This is a genomic window from Thalassococcus profundi (assembly GCF_003344785.1).
Taxonomy (GTDB): domain Bacteria; phylum Pseudomonadota; class Alphaproteobacteria; order Rhodobacterales; family Rhodobacteraceae; genus Puniceibacterium; species Puniceibacterium profundi.
Genome location: NZ_QPMK01000003.1, coordinates 355,753 through 378,596, shown reverse-complemented (window position 1 = coordinate 378,596; position 22,844 = coordinate 355,753). Strand labels below are relative to the sequence as shown.

19 protein-coding genes are annotated in these 22,844 nt (G+C 67.6%); 6 read left to right on the top strand and 13 right to left on the bottom strand.

Translation table 11 applies throughout. The annotated features are described in order from the left end of the window. Positions 1 to 11 precede the first annotated feature (11 nt). Both secD and yajC read right to left on the bottom strand, forming a co-directional pair. The gene (secD, locus tag DU478_RS06020) at positions 12 to 1,673 is read right to left on the bottom strand and encodes a protein translocase subunit SecD (RefSeq protein WP_114510033.1); all 1,662 of its coding nucleotides are present in this window, start codon (positions 1,671 to 1,673) and stop codon (positions 12 to 14) included. Positions 1,674 to 1,696: 23 nt separating this feature from the next. After that, complete coding sequence (yajC, locus tag DU478_RS06015; protein WP_114510032.1) at positions 1,697 to 1,984, bottom strand: preprotein translocase subunit YajC; 288 nt, start codon at positions 1,982 to 1,984, stop codon at positions 1,697 to 1,699. A 192-nt stretch (positions 1,985 to 2,176) separates the two neighbouring features. Between yajC and serS the strand changes: the two genes are divergently transcribed. Together serS and DU478_RS06005 are read left to right on the top strand one after the other, a co-directional pair. Beyond that, positions 2,177 to 3,469: a serine--tRNA ligase gene (gene serS, locus DU478_RS06010; RefSeq protein WP_114510031.1), complete on the top strand. Its 1,293-nt coding sequence runs from the start codon at positions 2,177 to 2,179 to the stop codon at positions 3,467 to 3,469. Between the two features lie 2 nt (positions 3,470 to 3,471). Next, positions 3,472 to 4,173 carry a hypothetical protein gene (locus DU478_RS06005; protein ID WP_114510030.1) on the top strand — a complete coding sequence of 234 codons (702 nt, stop codon included), beginning with the start codon at positions 3,472 to 3,474 and terminating at the stop codon, positions 4,171 to 4,173. 180 nt (positions 4,174 to 4,353) lie between these two features. Here DU478_RS06005 and der read toward each other — a convergent pair whose 3' ends face one another. From der to DU478_RS05990, 3 genes are read right to left on the bottom strand one after another with little or no spacing between them, the layout of a single operon-like run. Next, the gene (gene der / locus DU478_RS06000) at positions 4,354 to 5,820 is read right to left on the bottom strand and encodes a ribosome biogenesis GTPase Der (protein ID WP_114510029.1); all 1,467 of its coding nucleotides are present in this window, start codon (positions 5,818 to 5,820) and stop codon (positions 4,354 to 4,356) included. A 48-nt stretch (positions 5,821 to 5,868) separates the two neighbouring features. Then, positions 5,869 to 7,197, bottom strand: coding sequence for an outer membrane protein assembly factor BamB family protein (locus DU478_RS05995; protein ID WP_233501130.1), 1,329 nt, complete (start codon positions 7,195 to 7,197; stop codon positions 5,869 to 5,871). A gap of 57 nt (positions 7,198 to 7,254) precedes the next feature. Beyond that, positions 7,255 to 7,911 carry a hypothetical protein gene (locus DU478_RS05990; RefSeq protein WP_114510028.1) on the bottom strand — a complete coding sequence of 219 codons (657 nt, stop codon included), beginning with the start codon at positions 7,909 to 7,911 and terminating at the stop codon, positions 7,255 to 7,257. Between the two features lie 245 nt (positions 7,912 to 8,156). On the opposite strand from DU478_RS05990, the gene DU478_RS05985 reads away from it, so the two are divergent. The 3 genes from DU478_RS05985 to DU478_RS05975 all read left to right on the top strand — a co-directional run bounded on the left by DU478_RS05985 (position 8,157) and on the right by DU478_RS05975 (position 13,696). Beyond that, the gene (locus DU478_RS05985; RefSeq protein WP_114510027.1) at positions 8,157 to 9,482 is read left to right on the top strand and encodes an efflux RND transporter periplasmic adaptor subunit; all 1,326 of its coding nucleotides are present in this window, start codon (positions 8,157 to 8,159) and stop codon (positions 9,480 to 9,482) included. Further along, a complete protein-coding gene (locus DU478_RS05980; protein ID WP_114510026.1) occupies positions 9,479 to 13,213 on the top strand; it encodes an efflux RND transporter permease subunit in 3,735 nt (1,244 codons plus the stop codon). The genes DU478_RS05985 and DU478_RS05980 overlap by 4 nt, the downstream gene beginning before the upstream one ends. Before the next feature lie 219 nt (positions 13,214 to 13,432). Next, positions 13,433 to 13,696: a VPEID-CTERM sorting domain-containing protein gene (locus tag DU478_RS05975; protein WP_114510025.1), complete on the top strand. Its 264-nt coding sequence runs from the start codon at positions 13,433 to 13,435 to the stop codon at positions 13,694 to 13,696. A gap of 84 nt (positions 13,697 to 13,780) precedes the next feature. On the opposite strand, the gene xrtE is transcribed toward DU478_RS05975, so the two are convergent. From xrtE to DU478_RS05960, 3 genes are all read right to left on the bottom strand, one after another. Next, entirely contained in the window at positions 13,781 to 15,355 is a 1,575-nt protein-coding gene (gene xrtE, locus DU478_RS05970) for an exosortase E/protease, VPEID-CTERM system (RefSeq protein WP_233501129.1), read from the bottom strand. Between the two features lie 111 nt (positions 15,356 to 15,466). Further along, on the bottom strand, positions 15,467 to 17,296 hold the full coding sequence (locus DU478_RS05965; RefSeq protein ID WP_114510024.1) for an ABCB family ABC transporter ATP-binding protein/permease: 1,830 nt from the start codon (positions 17,294 to 17,296) through the stop codon (positions 15,467 to 15,469). A 99-nt stretch (positions 17,297 to 17,395) separates the two neighbouring features. Beyond that, entirely contained in the window at positions 17,396 to 19,102 is a 1,707-nt protein-coding gene (locus DU478_RS05960) for a LysM peptidoglycan-binding domain-containing protein (RefSeq protein WP_158545749.1), read from the bottom strand. Between the two features lie 123 nt (positions 19,103 to 19,225). On the opposite strand from DU478_RS05960, the gene DU478_RS05955 reads away from it, so the two are divergent. Continuing rightward, positions 19,226 to 19,777 carry an LOG family protein gene (locus tag DU478_RS05955; RefSeq protein ID WP_114510022.1) on the top strand — a complete coding sequence of 184 codons (552 nt, stop codon included), beginning with the start codon at positions 19,226 to 19,228 and terminating at the stop codon, positions 19,775 to 19,777. Here DU478_RS05955 and rarD read toward each other — a convergent pair. The 5 genes from rarD to DU478_RS05930 form a co-directional block, all read right to left on the bottom strand. Next, positions 19,720 to 20,646 carry an EamA family transporter RarD gene (gene rarD, locus DU478_RS05950; protein WP_114510021.1) on the bottom strand — a complete coding sequence of 309 codons (927 nt, stop codon included), beginning with the start codon at positions 20,644 to 20,646 and terminating at the stop codon, positions 19,720 to 19,722. The genes DU478_RS05955 and rarD overlap by 58 nt on opposite strands. 55 nt (positions 20,647 to 20,701) lie before the next feature. Beyond that, positions 20,702 to 21,151, bottom strand: a complete 450-nt coding sequence (locus tag DU478_RS05945; protein WP_114510020.1) for a nuclear transport factor 2 family protein — start codon at positions 21,149 to 21,151, stop codon at positions 20,702 to 20,704. A 248-nt stretch (positions 21,152 to 21,399) separates the two neighbouring features. Continuing rightward, complete coding sequence (locus DU478_RS05940) at positions 21,400 to 21,864, bottom strand: host attachment family protein (RefSeq protein WP_114510019.1); 465 nt, start codon at positions 21,862 to 21,864, stop codon at positions 21,400 to 21,402. Beyond that, positions 21,864 to 22,094, bottom strand: coding sequence for a hypothetical protein (locus DU478_RS05935; RefSeq protein ID WP_114510018.1), 231 nt, complete (start codon positions 22,092 to 22,094; stop codon positions 21,864 to 21,866). Before DU478_RS05935 ends, DU478_RS05940 begins: the two co-directional genes overlap by 1 nt. A gap of 131 nt (positions 22,095 to 22,225) precedes the next feature. Further along, positions 22,226 to 22,825 carry a superoxide dismutase gene (locus DU478_RS05930; protein WP_114510017.1) on the bottom strand — a complete coding sequence of 200 codons (600 nt, stop codon included), beginning with the start codon at positions 22,823 to 22,825 and terminating at the stop codon, positions 22,226 to 22,228. Positions 22,826 to 22,844: the final 19 nt, after the last annotated feature.

The window sequence follows — 22,844 nt, the reverse complement described above, 5'->3', positions numbered from 1 at the left end:
GGGTGGCCCTCTCAGACTTCGATGGTTTTCGGACGGGTGCGCCCGAACCAGATGACGATCATCAGCCGCGTGACGAAGATCGCGGTAAAGACCGAGGTGATGATCCCCAGCCCCAGCGTGATGGCGAAACCGCGCACCGGCCCCGACCCCATGGCAAAGAGGATCGTCGCCGTGATGATCGTGGTGAGGTTGGCGTCGACGATGGCGCTCAGCGCCTTTTCGTAGCCCAGTTCGATCGCTCGCGCCGGCCCCTTCGCGGTGCGCAACTCCTCGCGGATCCGCTCGAAGACCAGCACGTTGGCGTCGACCGCCATGCCGACGGTCAGCACGATGCCGGCGATGCCCGGCAGGGTCAGCGTGGCGCCGATCAGGCTCAGCAAGCCGAAGAGCAGGGCGATGTTGAGGATAAGCGCGATGTTGGCGAAGATGCCGAACAGCCCGTAGCTCAGGAACATGAAGACCAGCACGGCAGAGAAGGCGACGACCGTGGCGATCTTGCCCGCGTCGATGCTGTCCTGCCCCAACTCCGGCCCGATCGTGCGTTCCTCGAGGAATTCGAGGCCCGCGGGCAGCGCACCGGCGCGCAGCAGCACGGCGAGGTTCGTGGACTCCTCGACCGAGAAGTTGCCGGTGATGATGCCCGACCCGCCGGGAATATGGCTCTGGATCACCGGCGCGCTGATGACCTCGTCGTCGAGCACGATGGCGAAGGGGTTGCCGATGTTCTCGGCGGTGTAGTCGCCGAACTTGCGCGCTCCCGCCGGGTTGAACCGGAAGCTGACCGCGGGACGGCCGTTCTGGTCATAGCTGGGTTGGGCGTCGACCAGCTCTTCGCCGGTGACGACAGGCGCCTGTTCCAACTCGTAGAACACGCCCTCCTCGTCCAGCGACGGCAGGATCTCGTTGCCGATGCCGGGGCTGTCATTGGCGCTCGCGCCGCGGCCCACGACCGGCTGGAAGGTCAGCTGCGCGGTGGTGCCGATGATCTCCTTCAGCTCGGCGGCGGACCCGATGCCCGGCACCTGGATCAGGATGCGGTCGCTGCCCTGGCGCTGGATCGTCGGTTCGCGGGTGCCGACCTCGTCGATACGGCGGCGGATGATCTCGAGGCTCTGGCGCACGGTCCGTTCGTCGGTGGCCTGCCGCTCGGCTTCAGAGAGGCGCACGACGATCTCGTCGCCATCGCCCGACACCGCAAGGTCGGTCTCTCCGGCGCCGGTCAGCGACACCACCGGCTGCGCCAGCCCGCGCACCACCTCGAGCGCCCGGGCCATGCCGTCGGGCTGCGAGATGCGGATGCGCAGTTCCATCGGACCAGAGGGCTGCAGGCGGATCGTGCCCACCGTGTCGCGCTCGGGCCGCAGCGCGTCGCGCACCTCGGGCCAGAGCGCCTCGAGCCGCTGGGCATAGACATCCTCGACCTGCACCTCGGCCAGCAGATGCGCGCCGCCGCGCAGGTCGAGACCGAGATTCACCAGCCCCGACGGCAGGAAGGACGGCCAGCCCGCAGCGACCGCTTCGCGCTCGGGCGTGGCGCCCTGCCGCTCGATCGCGGTCACCGCGTCGTTATGCGTCTCGACCCGGGTGTAGAAGGCATTGGGCAGCGCGAGAAACACGCCAAGCGCCACGATGCCCCAGATGAGGATGCGTTTCCAAAGATCGATCTGAAGCATGACGGGCGCCTAGGGCAGGAAAATCAGGAATTGGCGGGTTCGGTCTTGGACAGCACCTGCGCGATGGTGGACTGCACCACGCGGACCTTGACGCCTTCGGCCAATTCGACCTCGATCTCGTTGCTTTCCTTGACCTTCACGACCTTGCCGATCAGCCCGCCCTGGGTCACGACCTGATCGCCCCGGCGCAGCCCCTCGACCATCTTCTGATGCTCCTTCAGCTTTTTCTGCTGCGGGCGGATCAGCAGGAAATACATGATCGCGAAGATGAGGATGAGGGGAATGAACTGGGCGAAGGCACTGCCGTCCATGGGATGCTCCTGTCACAAAGGCGGGGCGCACCCCCCGCAGAATTTGGCATTACCTATGTCGTGAGACGGGGCTTTGCAAGGCGACAAACCGGCCCCGCCGCTCGACGATCGAAGCTGCCGCCACCCCCGCCCTACACCTCCCGGCAAAGATGTTGCATAAGGCAGGCGCGACTCATTCCAAGGATCCGCCCCATGCACGACCTCCGCGCCCTTCGTGACGACCCCGCCGCCTTCGACGCCGCCCTGACCCGCCGCGGGGGCGAGCCGGTCTCTGCGCAGGTCCTGAAGCTCGACGAGGACCGCCGCGCCGCGATCCATGCCGCCGAGACTGCGCAAGCCGACCAGAAGCGCGCTGCCAAGGACGTGGGCGCGGCGAAGGCCAGCGGCGACGAGGCCGAATTCGACCGCCTGCGCGCCATGGTCGCCGAGAAGAAGGCCGAGGTGACCGAGATGCAGGCCCGCGCCAAGGCGCTGGACGAGGAGCTGACCGCCCTGCTCCTGGGCCTGCCCAACCTGCCCTACGCCGACGTGCCTGACGGTGCGGATGAGTCGGACAATGTCGAGATCAGGCGCTGGGGCACGCCACGCACATTCGACTTCACCCCGAAGGAGCATTACGAGATCGCGGGCGTGATCCCCGGCATGGATTTCGAAACCGCCGCTAAGCTCTCGGGCAGCCGCTTCATGCTGCTCTCGGGCGGGGTGGCGCGTCTGCACCGGGCGCTGGCGCAGTTCATGCTCGACACCCATGTGGAACAGCACGGGCTGGCCGAGACCTGGACGCCGGTGCTGGTCCGCGACGAGATGATGCTGGGCACCGGGCAGTTGCCCAAGTTCGGCGAGGACAGCTACCGCACCACCAACGGCTGGTGGCTGGTCCCCACCGCCGAGGTGACGCTGACCAACATCGTCAACGGGCTGACGGTCGACGAAGGCTACCTGCCCCGCCGTTACGTCGCCCACACCCAGTGCTTCCGCTCGGAAGCGGGCAGCGCCGGGCGCGACACCGCAGGCATGTTGCGCCAGCACCAGTTCGAGAAGGTCGAGATGGTCTCGGTCACCCATCCGGAGAAATCTGAAGAGGAACACGCCCGCATGACGGCTTGCGCCGAGGCCATCCTCGAAGCGCTGGAGCTGCCCTACCGGACCGTGGTGCTCTGCACCGGCGACATGGGCTTCGGCGCGCGGCGGACCCATGACATCGAGGTCTGGCTGCCCGGGCAGAACACCTACCGCGAGATCAGCTCGGTCTCGACCTGCGGCGATTTCCAGGCCCGGCGGATGAACGCCCGGTTCAAGCCCGCGGACGGCGGAAAGCCGGCATTCCTGCACACGCTGAACGGCTCCGGCCTCGCCGTCGGGCGCGCGTTGATCGCGGTACTCGAAAATGGCCAGCAGGCGGATGGATCCGTGACGCTTCCAGAGGCGTTGCATCCGTGGCTGCGCGGCAAGAYCGTGCTGACGGCCACAGGGGAGCTTGCCTGACGATGACCCGCATCTGGTCGATCCTGACGCTGATCGCGGCGCTGGCCTTCGCCGCGTCGCCCTGGCTGGCGCCCGGCTTCAACGGCTTTTCGCCGGACCAGTTCCCGGTGCCGCAGGACGACCCTCCGGTACAGCCCGCGGGCTATGCCTTCGCGATCTGGGGTCTGATCTACGTCTGGCTGATCGCCGGCGCGGCCTACGGCGCGGTCAAGCGCGGTGACGACCCCGACTGGGCCGAGATGCGCCCGCCTCTGGTCCTGAGCCTCGCGCTCGGTGCGGTCTGGCTGCCCCTGGCGCAGGTTTCGGTGCTTGGCGCGACGGTGCTGATCTGGATCATGCTGGCCACGGCGCTGCGGTCGCTCTTCCGCGTCGGCGACACCGACCGGGCGTGGCAGCAGGCGCCGGTGGCGGTCTACGCCGGCTGGCTCACCGCCGCCAGCAGCGTCTCGGTCGGTCTGGTGCTAGCGGGCTACGGCCTGCTGCCCGAGACGCCCGCCGCATTGCTGGCGCTGTGCCTCGGTCTCGCCATCGCGCTCACGGTGCAGTACCGCCTGCACCGCGCGCCGGAATACGGCATCACGGTGATCTGGGCACTGGTGGGCATCATCGTTGCCAACACCGCCCCGCTCAACATCGCCGTTGTCGGCCTGTCGATCATCGGCATCCTCGCGATCCTGGCGCTGCGCGGCACCGATACGGAATAGCGCACCCTTGGGCTACGCCGCCCCCCACAGGTCACGCCGGTCCGCCGCGGTCCGTCCCGAAACCTCAGGGACTCAAAGCGCAGCCCCCGCCACCCCGATCCCTCTTCATCTTGCCAAATAAATCTCCGGGGAGCGCGAGGGGCTGGCCCCTCGCTCCCGCCCTCACCACGGGCAATGAGGTCAGCCCTTGCGCGGCCCCTTCCCAAGGTGTTTTGTCAGCGCCCCGGCGTTGACCTTGCGCTTTCCCTTGTAGGGGTTCTTGTCGGACTGGCCGCGCATGTGCAGCCGGATCGGCGTGCCGGGCATGTCAAAATCGTCGCGCAAGCCGTTGACAAGATAGCGCGAATAGCTGTCGGGCATCTTGTCGGGATGCGAACACATCACCACGAACCCCGGGGGCCGGGTCTTGGCCTGGGTCATGTAGCGCAGCTTGATCCGGCGGCCCTGCGGCGCGGGCGGCGGGTGCTGTTCCAGCATGCCCGCCAGCCAGCGGTTGAGCTGCGCGGTGCTGACCCGGCGGTTCCAGACCGCATAGGCCTTGAGGATCGCCGCGTGCAGCCGGTCGAGCCCACGCCCGGTCTTGGCCGAGACCGTCACCAGCGGCGCGCCGCGCAGCTGCGGCAGCAAGCGGGTGAACTCCTCGCGCAGCATCTTCAGCTTGCCCTGCCGGTCTTCCTCGATGTCCCACTTGTTGACCGCGACCACCACCGCACGGCCCTCGCGCTCGGCCAGGTCGGCGATGCGCAGGTCCTGCTGTTCGAACGGGATCGCGGCGTCCAGCAGAACCACCACCACTTCGGCGAACTCGACTGCGCGCAACCCGTCCGAGACCGACATTTTCTCGAGTTTTTCCTGCACCTTGGCCTTCTTGCGCATGCCCGCCGTGTCGAAGATGCGCATCGGCACGCCATCCCAGTCGCGGCGGACGGAGATGGCGTCGCGGGTGATCCCGGCCTCGGGACCGGTCAGCAGACGCTCTTCACCGAGAATCTGGTTGATCAAAGTGGATTTTCCGGCGTTGGGGCGGCCTACCACGGCGATCTGCAGGGGCTTGGCGTCGGTGATCGGGCGCGGCGCGTCCTCGTCCTCTTCGCCCACGTCCACGTCGAGTTCCGGCGCCTCGTTCTCGGCCTCCTTCGCCTTTTCCTCGAAGGCATCGGCGAGCGGCATCAATTGCGAATAGAGGTCGTTCAGCCCCTCTCCGTGCTCCGCCGAGAGCCGCACCGGCTCACCGAGCCCCAGCCCGTAGGCTTCGAGCACACCGGCATCGGCGGCCGAACCTTCGCCCTTGTTGGCGGCGAGGATCACGTGTTTCGACCGTTTGCGCAGGATCTCGGCAAAGACCTCGTCGGTGGGCGTGATCCCCACCCGCGCGTCGATCATGAAGAGGCAGACGTCGGCCATGTCCACGGCCCGTTCGGTCAGCTTGCGCATCCGGCCCTGCAGCGACTCGTCCGTGGCCTCTTCCAGCCCTGCCGTGTCGATGACGGTAAAGCGCAGATCGCCCAGCCGCGCCGCGCCCTCGCGCAGGTCGCGCGTGACGCCGGGCTGGTCGTCGACCAGCGCCAGGCGCTTGCCCACAAGGCGGTTGAACAGCGTGGATTTGCCCACGTTGGGGCGGCCCACGATGGCGAGGGTAAAGCTCATCAGACGACTCCGGCTGGTGTCAAGCCGCCCGCCTAGCGCATTTTGGCCTCAACGGAAAGCGAGGAGTTCGCCGCGCGTATTGACCACGTAAAGCACGCCGCCCGCCACCACCGGCCGTGTCGTCGCGCCATTGGCCAGCGGTGCCGTGCCCACCAGCCGCCCGTCGGCGGGATCGAAGGCGCGCAGCGCGCCGTCGGATCCGGCGACGATCAGCCGGCCACCGGCCAGGATCGGCCCGTGCATGGCGTAGAAGCTGTCGCGGCGGCGTTGCGGATTGCGTGTCGGCTCGTAGCCCGGCAGGTCCACCGCCCAGACCTGGCTGCCATCGGTGGCATCGAGCCGGATCAGCTGGTTGCGGTCCGAAACGAAATAGACCGAATCGCCCGCCGGCCAGATCGGGTTCAGCGCGCCGTCCCGCGCGGTCCAGAGCCGGTCGCCGGAATTGACGTCGAAGGCGACGACCCGGCCCGAATGGTTGCCGACATAAAGCGTGTTGCCCGAGATCAGCGGGTCGCCGGTGATGTCGTCGATCTTGCCGATGGAGAAGCCGTTGCGGGTGCCCGCCACGTCGGCGTTCCAGAGCCGCAGCCCGCCCTTGCGGAAGGCCGATTGCAGCGTGCCGCCGCCGAAGGAAAAGATCACACGGTCGTCGTTCACCGCCGGTGCCGGGGCGCCCGCGACGTTGTTGATGTCCGACACCCCGTCGATCTGCCAGCGCACGCGGCCGGTATCGGCCTCGATGGCCCAGCCGACGCTGTCGCCCGAGGTCACGTAGACCAGCCCGTCCAGGTAGGTCGGCGCGCCGGTGGCGGTGTTGTCCACCTCCTGCGTCCAGAACTCCGCCCCCGTGGCGGGATCGAGCGCCGTGACCGTGCCGAAGCCCGAGGCGGCATAGATCCGCCCGCCGCCCGCGGCCAGCCCGCCACCCTGCGCCTGGCTGTTGTCGTCGCGCAGCGGCGTAAGATCGCGGGTCCAGAGCACCTGGCCCGCGGTCGAGACGGCAGTGACCGTGTGCGCGCTGTCCATGGTGAAGATGCGCCCGCCCGCCACGATCGGATCGACGTTGAGGCGCACCCGCTTCTTGTCGCCCTGTCCGATGTTCACCGACCAGAGCGGCGAGAACGCGCCGGAATAAGCGGCGTGATCGGTGCGGGTCGCGGGGCTCACGGCGCTTTGCGGCCAGTCGGCGTTCGAGCGCATCGCCGGCAGCGCCGCCGCGCGCGCCTGGTTGACCGGGTCGGCCTCGGGCGCTTCGCCCAAAAGGCCGGCGCGGATGCCAAGGCGTTCGCCGGGCAGGATGACCTCGCGTTCGGCGCAGGCGGCCATCGTCAGCAGGCACAGCCCCGCCAGACCGGTCTTGATCGTGAGATGTCGCAACGTGCTGCCCTTCGTCTTGGTGTCATTCTCCGCGGGACGCGAAACGGCCGGCGGCGGTCAGGCCGCGTCCAGGCTGCCCCCGAGCGCTACAATCAACTGAGAGGCGCGGCGGCGCAAGCCTGCCGTGACCTCGGAATCCGCAAGGATGGCCTGAAGTTGCGTCAGCGCCGCCTCGGTGTCGCCGGTCTCGACCGCGATCAGGGCGAGCTGCTCTTCGGCCAACAGGCGCAGCGGATTGCCCGCGGTGGCCAGCGCCTCGAACCCGATGCGGCGTTCCTCGACCGGCAGGCTGTCTGTGCCCTGCACCAGCGCCTTGAAGGCGGCGATGTCGCGGTAGATCTGCGGTGCCTCCGCGGTGGTGGCGGCAGCCTGCAGACGATCCGCGGCGGCCTCGGCCTGTCCGGCGTTGGCCTCTTCTGCGGCGATCAGCATGTCGAGCAGAACGCCCGACTCGGGTGCCGGCGGCGTGATCTCGCGCAGCGCGTCGGCGCGGGCCTCGGGTGCTTCCAGTTCGAGCGCCGCGAGGATGGCGTCACCGAAAGCCTGGGCCTGTGCGCGGTCCTGTGCGGCGGAATATTCGCGCCAGCCCGCCCCGGCGACCAGCACCACCACCGCCAGGATCGCGATCCAGCCATAACGGCGCATCAGACCGAACAGACGGTCGCGGCGGACCTCTTCGGACACTTCGTCGATGAAACTGTCGCTGTCGCTCACCCTGGGCCTCTTTCGTCCTGAACTCGCCCCCTCTTAACCTGTGCGGCAAGGGCTGCCAAGGCGTCAGAACGCCTTGGTTTTCAGCAGCGGCGCCGGGCCGGAGGGGCGTGTTGGCAGGGGCGCCCGGCTGTCGCTTGCCCCCAACTGCGGCTTTCTTTAATCTGAACCAAGCGGTTTACCGTATAACTTATGACATATTTCGTGTATGCGCGCGTCGAGTCGGCGCAAGAGACAGGATTTCGACCATGCGGATCATTCCCATCATCACGGCGCTTCTGGTGGCGGCGGTCCTCTACGGCGTGATCATCGAACGCGACCGGCTGCTGGACCTGACCCGCGCGCTGAGCCCCGCCGCCCTCACCGGCGCGCCCGAGCCCGACGCACCGATGACCGAGGAAGAGCCGGCGCCCGAAGCCGTGGCCTCGGCGCCCGAAGAGCCCGAGACCGGCGCGGTGCGGGTGATCGCCATGCAGAGCCAGGCGCAGGAAATCGACAGCGCCGTGATCCTGCGCGGCGAAACCCAGCCGACGCGGGAGGTCGACGTGCAGGCCGAAACCGGCGGCAAGGTGATCTCGACCCCGCTGCGCAAGGGCAGCCTGGTCGAGGCCGGACAGGTCCTGTGCGAGCTCGACCCCGGCACCCGCGACGCGAGCCTCGCCGAGGCCCGCGCCCGCGTCGCCGAGGCACGCGCCCAGATTCCCGAGGTCGAGGCCCGCATCCCCGAGGCCGAGGCCCGGCTGGAAGAAGCCAAGGCACGGCTCGAAGAGGCGCGGATCAACGCCAATGCCGCCAGCCGGCTGAGCGAGGGTGGCTTTGCCAGCGACACACGCGTCGCCAACACCGAGGCCGCCGTGCGCAGCGCCGAGGCGGGTGTCAGCAGCGCCGAGGCGGGACTCACCGCCGCCCGCTCGGGCCGCGAAGGTGTGGATGCCGCCATCGAAAGCGCCACCGCGGCGCTGGCCCGGATAGAGGCGGAAATCGACGACCTGACCATCACCGCGCCCTTCGGCGGTGTGCTCGAGTCGGACACCGCCGAGCTGGGCAGCCTGATGCAGACCCAGGGCGGCAACGCCACCTGCGCCACGATCCTGCAGCTCGATCCGCTCAAGCTCGTGGCCTTCGTGCCGGAAACCGAAGTGGCGCGGGTCGAGGTCGGCGCCCAGGCCGGGGCGCGCTTGACGCAGGGCGGCGAAATCGCCGGCAAGGTCACCTTCCTGTCGCGCGACGCCGATCCGACCACCCGCACCTTCCGGGTCGAGATCACCGTCGACAACGGCGACCTTGCGCTGCGCAGCGGCCAGACCGCCGAAATCGCGATCCAGGCCGATGGCGCCATGGCGCATCTGCTGCCCTCGTCGGTGCTGACGCTCGATGACGAGGGCACGCTGGGCGTGCGCACCGTGGCCGAGGACGACACCGCGCTTTTCATGCCGGTGCAGGTCCTGCGCGACACCCGCGACGGCATCTGGGTGACCGGCCTGCCGGACAGCGCCAAGGTCATCACCGTGGGCCAGGAATACGTCACGGACGGCGTTCCCGTGGCGCCAAGTTACGAGGACGTGATCCAATGACCGGCATCGTCGACTGGGCCGCGGGCCGCGCCCGCATGGTCATCGCCTTCATCGTCCTGAGCCTCGTGGTGGGCGCCTATTGCTACGTCTCGCTGCCAAAGGAAGGCGAGCCCGACATCGAGATCCCGGCGCTTTTCGTGTCGGTCCCCTTCCCCGGCATTTCCGCCGAAGATTCCGAGACGCTGCTCGTGCAGCCGATGGAGACCGAACTGGCCGATCTCGACGGTCTGAAGACGCTGGGCGCAACGGCGGCCGAGGGCTATGCCGGCGTGCAGATGGAATTCGAATTCGGCTGGGACAAGACCAAGATCATGGCCGATGTGCGCGACGCCATGACCAAGGCGCAGGCCAAGTTTCCCGACGGGGCAGAGCAGTATTCGATCAACGAGATCAACTTCTCCGAATTTCCCATCGTCATCGTGAACCTCACCGGCCCGGTGCCGGAACGCACCATGGTGCAGGTGGCCAAGGACCTGCAGGACCGGCTGGAGGCACTGGACGCGGTGCTCGAGGCCGGGATCGCGGGCAGCCGCGACGAGATGCTCGAAGTGGTGATCGACCCGCTGCGGCTGGAAGCCTATAACGTCACCGCCTCCGAGCTGATCAACGTGGTGCGCAACAACAACCAGCTGATCGCCGCCGGCGAGGTGGAGACCCGCGGCGGCGCCTTCGCGGTCAAGATCCCCAGCAGCTTCAACGACCAGCGCGACGTCTACGACCTGCCGGTCAAGGTCAACGGCGACCGCGTGGTGACGCTGGGCGATCTTGCGACGATCAACCTGACCTTCGAGGATCGCACCGGCACGGCGCGGTTCAACGGCGAGAACACGGTCGCCCTGCAGGTGGTCAAGCGCAAGGGCTTCAACCTCATCGACACGGTGGCGCTGGTGAAAGCAGAGGTCGCCGCCGCGCGCGCCGAATGGCCCGAGGAATTGCAGGCCGCGGTCGAGGCCGGCACCAGCAACGACCAGAGCCGCCAGGTCGACAGCATGGTGCGCCAGCTCGAAGGGTCGGTGCTGACCGCCATCGCGCTGGTGATGATCGTGGTGCTCGCCGCCCTCGGCACCCGTCCGGCGCTGCTGGTGGGTTTCGCGATCCCGACCTCCTTCCTGCTCTGCTTCGCCTTCCTGGCACTGATGGGCGTGAGCGTGTCGAACATCGTCATGTTCGGCCTGATCCTCGCCGTGGGCATGCTGGTCGACGGCGCCATCGTGGTGGTGGAATACGCCGACAAGCGCATCTCCGAAGGCGCCGGCCCGATGACCGCCTACGTGGAGGCGGCCAAGCGCATGTTCTGGCCGGTGGTCAGCTCGACCGCGACGACGCTCTGCGCCTTCCTGCCGATGCTGTTCTGGCCCGGCGTGCCGGGCGAGTTCATGGGCATGCTGCCGGTCACGCTGATCTTCGTGCTGTCGGCGTCGCTGGTGGTGGCGCTGGTCTACCTGCCGGTGATGGGCGGCGTCACCGGACGGTTCAGCCGCATGCTCAACAACGCCACAGACGCGCTCAAGCGGGCGACGCCCTGGATCGTGCGCGCGGCGCTGGTGCCGGTGGTGCTGATGGGGCTTTTCATCGGCGCGATGATGGTGCTGAACCCGGCCTACCTTTTCCCGCCCGTCGCTCCGGGCTTCGTCGGCATGTTGCCGGGCATCGTGGTCTTCCTGGTCTTCGCCGTCGCCTGTTCCATCGTGCTGGACGCCGCCCGCATCGAACGCCGACGCCGCCGCATCGACGGCACCAAGCGCCGGACGCTCTTTGGCCATGTCATCAAGCTCATCGCCGGCAACCCGGTGATGCCGCTGGTGACCATCGGCGCGGTCGGGTTCTTCGTCATGTCGGTCTTCACCTACTTCGGCCAGAACAACAACGGCGTCGAGTTCTTCGTGGAATCCGAACCCGAACAGGCCATCGTCTACGTCCGAGCACGCGGCAACCTGAGCCTCGAGGAAAAGGACTCGCTGGTCAAACGCGCCGAAGCCATCGTGCTGGCGCATCCCGGCATCCGCTCCGCCTTTGCCTTCGCCGGCGACGGCGGCCTTGGCAACAACACCGGCGGCGCCGAGGCGCCCGCCGACACCATCGGCCAGGTCCAGCTCGAGACCATCCCGTGGGAGGAACGCGCCGACCAGCCGGAGCTTGACGGCGACGTGGTGCTGGCCGAACTCAGCGCCGAACTGGACAAGCTGCCGGGTGTGCAGACCGAGATCCTGAACCTCGCCCAGGGCCCCGCCAGCGGCAAGCCGCTGCACCTGCGCCTTGCCGGCCAGGATTGGGACACGCTGCTGGCGGCCACCGCCACGGCCCGCGACCGGTTCGACACGACGCCGGGCCTGACGCTGGTCGAGGACACGCGCCCCCTGCCCGGCATCGACTGGCAGATCGACGTCGACGTGGAAAAGGCCGGGCGCTACGGCGCCGACGTGGCCACCGTGGGCGCCATGGTGCAGCTGGTGACGCGCGGCCTGCTGCTCGACACCATGCGCGTCGACAGCTCGGACGAGGAAATCGACATCCGCGTGCGCCTGCCGGAATCCGACCGGGTGCTCAGCACGCTCGACACGCTGCGCGTGCGCACCGCCGACGGGCTTGTGCCGCTGTCGAACTTCGTCACGCGCGAACCGGTCGCCAAACTGGCCGAGATCAACCGCATCGACCAGAAGCGCGTTTTCGACGTCAAGGCCGACGTGCTGCCGGACCTGGCCAAGCTGGTGGCGACCGGCCCGGAAGGTCCCGAAACCCGCGCCCTGGTGCGTGTGCTCGAAGACGGTGCCGAAGCGCCCCCCGGAACATCGCTGCTGAGCGATCCCGCCGGGGCCCGCTACGCCCTTGACACCCATGCGGAAGGCGTCAGCGCGCAGGAGGTGCAGGACGCCTTCGACGCGGGCGACTTGCGCGTGGTGCCGGTCAACGGCAACGAACGCATCGCGGCGCTGACCGAATGGCTGGACACCGATCCCTTCCCGGCGGGCATCGAATGGGAATGGACCGGCGACCAGGAGGAACAGGAGGAAAGCCAGGCGTTCCTCGGCAATGCCTTCGCCGCCGCGCTGGGGCTCATGTTCATCATCCTGCTGGCGCAGTTCAACAGCTTCTACAACGCCGTGCTGGTTCTGCTGGCGGTCATCCTGTCCACGACCGGCGTTCTGATCGGGATGCTGGTGATGGACCAGACCTTCAGCATCATCATGACCGGCACCGGGATCGTCGCGCTTGCGGGAATCGTGGTGAACAACAACATCGTGCTGATCGACACCTATCAGGACTACGCCCGCTTCATGCCCCGGATCGAGGCCATCGTGCGCACCGCCGAGGATCGCATCCGCCCGGTGCTGCTCACCACGATCACCACCATGGCGGGCCTCGCGCCGATGATGTTCGGGCTCAGCCTCGACTTCTTCGCGGGCGGCTACTCCATCGACAGCCCCACCGCGCTCTGGTGGAAACAGCTGGCCACGGCGGTGGTCTTCGGGCTGGGCATCGCCACGGTGCTGACGCTGGTCTTCACCCCGTCGATGCTGGCCCTGCGGGTCTGGGTCACCACCTACGCGCGCTGGATCGCGCGGCTGCTGGCACGGCTCAGCCTGGGCCGCTCCAGCCGGGCAGCGCGCGACTGGGCGATCAACCGCGAGGCGCGGCGCGTCGCGGCTCCGACGATCCTGTGGGACGATACCGACCCGGTGGCGCCGCAGCCCGCTTCGGGCCGCGGTCATACGCTGCGCGCAGCGGAGTGATGGGGGTTTGACAGAGGCAGGTGATTCGGCCGATTGGTAGATGAACCGGCCCGATGGCCACATTTGGCACCCAGACCGGTCTGGATGGTCGACGATCTAGCGACAATGCCCGCCAAACGGCCCGCTTTGTCCATATGACCCGCCGCAATTGAGGCAAGACTTTGTCAAAGGCGCGGCGTCGATTATAAGACGGTACGGATTTTGAAAGGACAGATCGTTATGAAGGCCCTGGCTTCGAAACTCGCCCTCGCGGCATTCATCACCCCTCTCACCGCGCTCAGCGCAGCGGCGCAAAGCAGCAGCTGGTGGAGCTTCTGGTACGGCTGGGGCGGAAGCTCGTCGGAAACCACCGGCAACACCGGATCTTCGGGCGGCTCATCGTCGGTTCCGGAAATCGACGCCTCGACCGGCCTGCTGGCGCTGGCAGCCGTGGCCGCAGCGCTTGTGCTGGCCTTGGAATTGAAGCGCCGTCGCAACGCCTGATCCTTCGATCGGCGGAATTTCAAACGGGCGTGCCGCGGCGCGCCCTTTTGTTTTGACGCGGCCACCTTGCGCAGCCCCGTGGGGTCAGATCAGCGACCACGCGCCGCGCCAGAGCGCCACGGCGGCGATGAGGGCATTGGCCAGCCCATGCGCCAGGATCGCATCCGCGAGCCGCCCGCGCCGCAGCATCACCAGTGCAAAGACCACTCCCGCCGCCCCCGCCGCGACAATGCGCCCGTGCAGCAGCGCGAAAAGCGCCGAACTGACCGCAACGGCGGCGACCCGGGACGCCCATGTGCCGGAGTCGAGCCGGGTCAGAACGTAGCCGCGAAAGAACGCCTCTTCGACCACCGGCACCAGCACCGCGGTGCCGAGGATGCGGCAGGCCGCCCAGGCGGCCAGCGACACGCCGCCCAGCCCGGCGATGGCGGCGTCGGCGCCGGGCGCCGGGTCGGGCGCGGTGACGATCCAGAGCAGGCCGATGAGCGCACCCGCCCCCAGAGCCACCGGGTCGAGCCGCCACTCGAGCGCCGTGAAGGCCCCGCGGAAATAGAGCAGTGCCAGCGCCAGAGCCGCCGCCTGAAGCGGGTAGCCAAGGGCCGGATCGGCAAAGAACGCCTGAACCACAAGACCCGAGACCATGAAGACGATAAAGGGCACGATCCGCGCCGCGACCCAGTCCTGCCGCAACGGCGGCACCGTTTCGGCGGGCGCACCGGCGCGGCGGTGCAGCCAGGGCACCGCCTGGACGATCACCAGCACCGCCAGCGCCAGCACCGTGAAGAACAGCCAGCCGGCAAAGCTGTGAAAGCCGTTGATCGCCAGGTCCGGCGACACATGCGCGCCGATCTGCACCAGCACGGCGATGCGGATGACGTTGAAGACCCAGCTGGCCAGCAACGCCAGCGGCAGCACAACGCCCCAGAACCGCAGGGGCCGAAGCGTGTCGCGAAAGAGGATCGCGTAGATCGTCAGGAACCCGGCGATGAGCGCAAAGCCCTCGATCCCCGAACACTGGCTGGCCACCTGGACGTTGAACCCGTCGACACCGACGGTGGCGATCTCGGGCTGCACCAGGACGTTGCCGCCGATGACCGACAGCGTCACCGCCACCGCGAAAAAGGTCAGCCGCGACAGCAGGTCAATGGTCCAGAGCGGCTCCAGCGCCACGGCGAGATCCGGGATCACCAGCGCCAGCGCCAGGATGCTGAGCGGCGCGAACCGGTGCATGCGCAGCCAAGTCAGCCAGCGCCCCGGCGGCATGATCCAGAAAAGCCCCGCCACCGCCGCCAGCGCGGCGCCCGAGGCAAGACCGGTAAAGACCGCCTCGAACCGGGCGTTCAGCTGGTCCTGCGGCACCAGCATCACAGGCAGGAAGATCAGCACCAGCCCCAGCCCGTGCAGGATCGGCCAGAGCCGCGATCCGCCCGCCGCGCTCAGCCGCCTCAGGTCGTCGCGCAAGGCCGGTCGCGCCCAGAGCAGGATCGCGCCGCCGGCCAGAAGGGAGGCGGCACGCACCACCAGCCCGCGCAGCGCGCGGCAGGCGGTCTCGATCTCGGTCAGGCGGCATTCGACCGGGCTCAGCACCTGGAACACCGCGACGATCACGCAGAGTTCGAGAGCAAACAGCGCCCCGATCCAGATGACCCGTCTGCTCACTGCCCCGATCGTCCCGTCTTGGTGTCAATGCGCGCAGACTAAAGGCAAAACACGCCGCAAGCATGACCGGAGCGGGCAAATTCCGGGGCGGTGTTGCGCTGCGGCACGTCGTCAGGCGGCGTCGTCCTCTTCCGCCTGCTGGCGGTGCCAAAGCTGGGCATACCGCCCCTGCCGCGCCAGGAGCGCCTCGTGGGTGCCCTGCTCGACCACTTCACCGGCCTCAAGAACGACGATGCGGTCGGCATCCGAGATGGTCGACAGCCGGTGCGCGATGGTGATGACCGATCGGCCCTTCGCGGCCAGGCGCAGCGCGCCCTGGATCTCCGCCTCGGTTTCGGTGTCGAGCGCGCTCGTCGCCTCGTCCAGCAGCAGGATCGGCGGGTCCTTGAGCAGGGTTCGGGCGATGCCCACGCGCTGCTTTTCCCCGCCCGAGAGCTTGAGCCCGCGTTCGCCCACCATGGTGTCGTAACCGCGTGGCAATCCTTCGATGAAGTCGTGGATCTGCGCCGCGCGCGCGGCGTCCTCGATCTCGGACTGATTGGCGCCCTCGCGCCCATAGGCGATGTTGTAGCGGATCGTGTCGTTGAAGAGCACGGTATCCTGCGGCACCACGCCGATGGCTGCGTGCAGGCTGTCCTGTGTCACGTCGCGCACGTCCTGGCCGTCGATGCTGAGCCGCCCGCCCTGCACGTCGTAGAACCGGAACAGGAGCCGCCCGATAGTGGATTTGCCCGATCCCGAGGGCCCGACCAGCGCCACGTTCTCGCCCGCGCCCACGTTCAGGCTGACGCCGCGCAGGATGGGGCGTTCGGGATCGTAGCCGAAGCGCACATCGTCGAAGCGCACCTCTCCCTTCGTCACCCGCAATTCCGGCGCACCGGGCTTGTCCGCGACCTCGGGCGGCTGGTCCAGAAGGTCGAACATCTGGCCCATGTCCACAAGGCTCTGGCGGATTTCACGGTAGACCGTGCCGAGAAAGTTCAGCGGCATGGTGATCTGGATCATGTAGGCGTTGACCATGACGAAATCGCCCACGGTCAGCGCGCCGTTCTGTACGCCCACCGCAGCCATGACCATAACGATCACCAGCCCGCCGGTGATCAGCACCGACTGGCCGAAGTTCAGGAAGGCCAGCGACGTGGCGGTGCGGATCGCGGCCCTTTCGTATTGCGCCATGGCAGCGTCGTAACGGTCGGCCTCGCGCGTTTCGGCGCCGAAATACTTGACCGTCTCGAAGTTCAGCAGGCTGTCGATGGCCTTCTGGTTGGCGTCGGTGTCCTGGTCGTTCATCTCGCGCCGCAGCTTCACCCGCCATTCGGTGACCTTGAAGGTGAACCAGACATAAAGCGCGATGGTGACGGCCACGACGGCAAGGTACCAGACGTCGAAGAGGAAGAAGAGCACGATCGCGATCAGCACAAGCTCCAGGATCAGCGGCCCGACGCTGAAGAGCATGAAGCGCAGCAGGAAATCGACGCCCTTGACCCCGCGCTCGATGATCCGGCTCAGCCCGCCGGTCTTGCGGGTGATGTGATAGCGCATCGACAGGCGGTGGATATGGGTGAAGGTCTCGCGCGCCACGGTGCGCAGGGCGCGCTGGCCCACGCGGGCAAAGACCGCGTCGCGCAACTGCTGGAACCCGACGTTCATCAGCCGCGCCACGCCGTAGGCGACGGTCAGCCCCACCGCGCCCGCGCCCAGTGTCCAGGCGGCATCGGCCGAGGCTTCGCCCGACAGCGCATCGACGGCGGTCTTGTAGAACAGCGGTGTTGCCACGGCGATCAGCTTGGCCAGGAGCAGCAGCGCCAGCGACAGGCCGACCCGCCGTCGCACCCAGGACGGTTCCTGCGGCCAAAGATAGGGGCCGACCCGGCGGATGGTGCGCCAGCCCGAAGCACGCTCGGCGGCGGCCAGGTCGGCGGCGGAAGTGTCAGGCGGCATGGATCGGTCCTTGGTGGGCTGCGGCTCAGATAGACCGGGCGGCCGGGGAAGACCACCCCGCCCCGCCTGTCCGGATCTCGGGCGGAAAGGCGGCGCCTGTCACTCTGATGGGATGGAGAAGACCTGGCCGGGATAGATCAGGTCCGGATCGCGGATCTGGTCGCGGTTCGCCTCGAAGACCCGCACATAGGCAATGCCCTCGCCATAGCGGTCCCGCGCGATGGCCCAGAGCGTGTTGCCGGGCTGGACCGTCACCGCCTTGACCCGCTCTGCGCCCGACAGCGCCGCGGCGGCATCGAGCACCGCACGGGATTCGCGCAGGAACGGACTTTCGACACGGCTGGTCACCGTGCCACCCGCGTCGACCTCGTCGACTCGCAAGGTGTAGGTGCCGGTGGCCACATCGGGAAGACGCGCGCGCCAGCGTCCGTCGGCGCGGATGCGCGACGCCGTGACCGGCGTGTTGTCGAGGTAGATACGGACGTTGCCCACGCCGGATCCGCGCCCGGTCAGCACCACGTCGCCGTCATCTTCGTAGGTGATGGCCTCGAGCGACACGGTTTCGACGACCGGAGCCGCGGGGTCTTCGGGGCTTTGCAAGAGCTCGATGCCTTCGGCGGTCGAAAGGAACACGGTCGGCGCCGCGCGGGGCGCCGCGGCATCGGACGACGCCGTGGCGACCGGCGTCGAAGCGGGCGATCCCGGCTCGGGCGCATTGGCCAAAGGTTGCGGCACCGCCGGTGCAGCGCTTTCCCCGGCGACGCTTGGCACTGTTCCGGCGTCGGGCGGCGCCGCGTCGGCGGGACGCTCCGGGATTCCGGGCGTGGCCGCGGCGGCACGCGGCTCCGGCGCCGGCTGGACGGTGTCTGTGGCACCGCCTTCCGCCGCTGCACGTGGCGCCTCCGTGTCGGCAGACGGCGGGGCAGCGGCAATCTGCGTGCCTTCCGCGCCCGAGGTCTCGGGTGATCCGCGGCCCATCTCCGCGGGCGCGGTGGCCGCCGCGGTGTCGTCGGGTGCCACGTCGTCCGGTGAACGGGATGACTCCGCCACAGCCGGAGCCGCTGCGGGCGGCGCAAGGATCACCTCTTCCACGGAGGGCACCTCCGCGCCGTCGCGGGTCATGCGCAGGCTCAGCACCTGGGGCCGGGTGCTGGGCGGCAGCGACAGGAAGCTCACGAAACTCCCGGTTTCGTCCACGGTGATCCGGTCCAGCGGCGCGCCATCCAGCAGCACTTCGATTTCGCTGTCCGCTTCGGCCACCCCGGCGAGCACCGTGCTGCCGTCCGGCTCTGCCCGCACGATGTCGACGCGCGGTACCCTCGGGGTCGCGTTGCCGTCGGTTTCGGCGGCACCGGCAGTGTCCTGCGGAGCCGCGGCGGTGTCCGTGCTTTCGCTCTCCGCGGCGGCGGTGTCCGGAGCAGCGGTACCCGGGGCAGCGTCCGTGGCAGCCGCGTCTCGGTCGGCGGCGGCGTCGGAGCCGGGTGCCTCGGCGGTGGTGGCAGCGGCCTCCCCCGTGCCCGCCGTCCCTTCATCGCCGTCCCGCCCGGCGACAGCGTCTGCGGTGCTCGCGTCCCGGGCCATCGCGTCCGCACCGCCGGCTGAGGCGTCCGCACTCGCGGCGTCTCCGGTGCCAGTGGACGGTTCCGACGACCGCGCACTCTCTGCAAGCGCCGGGTCCGCCGGTGCCTCGGTCCGCGACGGCGCCAGCCAGCCCGAGGCATAAAGCCCGATGCTGGCCACGATCAGGCCGGCCACGGCGCCGAGGATCAGTCCCGTCGGGCCTGCTTTCGCTGCAAATGTCGTCATGGCAGTCCTTCCCGCGCGAGAGCCGCGCGCGAAAACATCCCCCGATGCGCGCCGGCCCCATTGAGCGTGTATAGCAACGCCGCTATCACCGGTCAAAACAGCAAACATCGGCGGGAGCGGTTCATGGTGCAAAAGTCTGTCTGTGTCTATTGCGGGTCACGCGCGGGGGCGGACCCGGCCTATACCGCCGAAGCCGAGGCTCTGGGCCGCGCCATCGCCGGGGAAGGCTGGCGGCTGGTCTACGGCGCGGGCGACGTGGGTCTCATGGGCAGCGTCGCGCGCAGCGCCCAGGCCGCGGGGGCCGACACCTTCGGCGTGATCCCGCAGCACCTGGTGGACTGGGAGGTGGGCAAAACCGACCTCACCCGCTTTATCGTCACCGAGACCATGCACGAGCGCAAGAAGGTGATGCTGATGAATGCCGATGCCGTCGTGGTAATGCCGGGCGGCGCCGGATCGCTGGACGAGTTTTTCGAAGTGCTCACCTGGCGGCAGCTGCGGCTGCACGCCAAGCCCATCGTTCTGATGAACGTCGCGGGATACTGGGACCCGCTACTGGCGCTGATGGATCACGTGGTGGCGCAGAACTTCGCCGACAGCTCGCTATTGGGGTTCGTTCAGACCCGCGCGTCGGCGGCAGAGGTCACCGACACCCTGCGGCGCGCCCTTTCCTGACGCCAGGCGGCGCCGGTATAGAGCGCCAGCGCCGCCCAGATCAGCGCGAAGGCGGCAAGGTGCAGCGGACCGAACGGCTCTGCAAAGATCGCCACCGCGCAAATAAATTGCAGCGTCGGGTTGAGGTATTGCACCAGCCCGACGGTCGCCATGGTCACCCGCTGCGAGGCGTAGGAAAAGAGGATCAGCGGCAGCGCCGTCAGCGGCCCCGACAACAGCATCAGCCCGCTCGTGGTCCAGTCCTGCCCGAAAACCCCGTCCTCCGGCGCGCCGCCGCCGCTGTGCAGCCACCAGAGCCAGCCCAGAGCGATCGGCGCGAGGATCAGCACTTCGGCGGTGACCGACACGACCGGGCCGACGGTCAGCCCCTTCTTGAGCAGGCCGTAAATTCCGAAGGTCCCGGCGATCACCAGCGAAATCCACGGCGTCACGCCCTGCCCCACGGTCAACACCAGGACTGCCACCGTCGCGAGCACCACCGCCACCAGCTGCGCGCGGCCCAGCCGTTCCTTGTAGACGACGACGCCCAGCAGCACCGACACCAGCGGGAAGATGTAGTAGCCCAGCGAGGTTTCCGTGTTGCGGCCGATCTGGGTGGAATAGATGAAAAGGAACCAGTTGGTCGAGATCATCAGCGCCGCCAGCGCGATCACCACCGCCTGGCGCCAGCCCGACAAGGCCGCGCGCAGCCGGCCCAGGCGCCGCTGCAGCGTCAGCACCCCGGCAAAGAACACCAGCGACCACAAGGTGCGATGGGCCAGCACCTCGAGCGCACCCACATGTGCCAGCAATTTGTAGTAGATCGGCGACAGGCCCCAGATCGTGCAGGCCAGTACCATCGCCAGAACCCCGGCACGCGCATCCTTCATGATCTGCCCCTTTCGCGCCGTTCCTAGACCGCGGCGCAAGGGGGCAGCAAGCGGCTCAGGCGCGTTCGCGTGAAAGTCCGGGCGCCAAGTGGCCCAGAAGGCACTGATCCAGGATACGTGGAGGCAGACGCCCCATGCTTTCGAAGAACCCCAGGTAGTCGATCAGGATGTTGGCCATGCCGATCCGTCCGTCCCGCAGCTGCATCAGCATATGGAGCCGCGCGCCCCCGCGGCGCCCGGTCTGCAGGTCGCTGGCCCGGACGATGCCGGCCACGGCAATGCTGTCGCCGCTCTCGACCGCGTTGATCGTCTGAAAGGAGAAGTCGGAAAACTGCGCATGCGCCATTCGCCGAAACCGCAGGATGTCGTCGGTGCCGTGCAAGGGCTGCTCTTCGAGCCCGAAGACCGTGGCGTCGTCGTGAACCAGGTCTCCGATATACTTTTCGTGCCCTTCGGCCCAGATGCGCGCCATGAAGCGTTCGACAACGTCCAGATTACGGGTCATTCCATGCCTTTCGCGCGATGCAACGTCCGATGGCTGATCGCGGGACGCCCTGCACACGTTTTAAGTGAAAGTTGTACCGATACCGTACACAAACGCGATATATCGCAGTAAAACGCAGCCGCTATCCCACTCGCGGCAAAGGTTCAACATCACCACAGAGTGCACAGGCAAATATCAGCCGACGTTTTCATTGTCGAAATAGGGCTCCCGCCACGTCGGTCCAATGGCATGGCGGGAACGTCAGGCGGTCACGCCGCCTGGGGGTCGAGTTCCTTGCGCAAGAGCGCCTCGATCTTGTCGATCGGATGGTTGGTCAGGGTCTTGTCGACTTCGGCCACCACTTTGTCCTGCACTTCCTTGTGCAGATGGTCGCGCATCTCTCCCAGCACCTGCGGCGGCGCGACAAGCACGATCCGCTCGAACTTGCCCTTGTGCGCTTGCTTGTAAAGGATGTCGGCCATCTCTGCAGCGAACCGCTCCTTCGCCAACTCGTGCCAGTCGGTGTCCTCGTAGGCGGACCGGCTGTGCGGAGTGCCTCCGTCATGCATGCGCCCGGGCCGGTTGGCGGACTGGTCGTAATCCGACGGGTTCTCCTGTTCCTCGATGCGCACCACGTTCAAGTCCGGATTGGCCTGGTCCACGTCGTTTCGCAGGAACAGCGCCTTTTCGCCATCCGCTACCAGCACCCAGGTTCCGTGTGTCAAAACTGCCATCACACCTTCTCCTTGTCGCCGCTGCTGTTCTTGTCCTGATCCAGCGGCCGCGTCGCCCCGGAAGAGGTTTCGTCATACCGCTTTTCTTCGTCACGGGTGCCGACCTTGCGGTTCATCTCGCCGCCCTTGCGGCCTTGCGCGTCGGGCGCGGGCTCCATGTCTTCAGGTTTTTCGCCAAGGATTTCCTCGGTTTCGCGGGTGCCATCCTTGGATTTGATACGCTCGGCCATGACGTGCCTCCTATCGTTATGGTGTGAGAAGGAAACGCGCCGCGGCATGGCGCAGTTCCTGCCGGACAGCAAAACGCCCCGCCGGCTTTGGGCCGACGGGGCGTCAAGGCAATGGCTTGATCAGTCGCGGATCACATGCGCGATGCGACGTTTTCCCAGTTCACCAGGTTGTCGAGGAAATTGGTGAGGTAGGCCGGACGCTTGTTGCGGAAGTCGATGTAGTAGGAATGCTCCCACACGTCACACCCCAGCAGAGCTGTCTGACCGAAGCACAGCGGGTTCACGCCGTTCTCGGTCTTGGTGACCTTGAGGCTGCCGTCGCTGTCCTTGACCAGCCACGCCCAGCCGGAACCGAACTGACCACCGCCGGCAGCGGCAAAGTCTTCCTTGAACTTGTCGACCGATCCGAAGCTTTCGGTCAGCGCCTTTTCCAGCTCCCCCGGCATGCCGGTGCTGTCGGGGCCCATCATCTCCCAGAACTGGGTGTGGTTCCAGTGCTGGCTGGCGTTGTTGAAGATGCCCGACTGGGCGACGGCATTGGGATCGTAGGTGCCCTTGACGATCTCCTCGACCGACTTGCCTTCCCACTCGGTGCCGGCGATCGCCTTGGAACCGTTGTCGACATAAGCCTTGTGGTGAATGTCGTGGTGATACTCCAGAGTCTCCTGGGACATGCCCTTGGAGGCAAGAGCGTCATGCGCATAGGGAAGATCGGGAAGTGTGAAAGCCATTTTGGACCCCTCTCAGGTT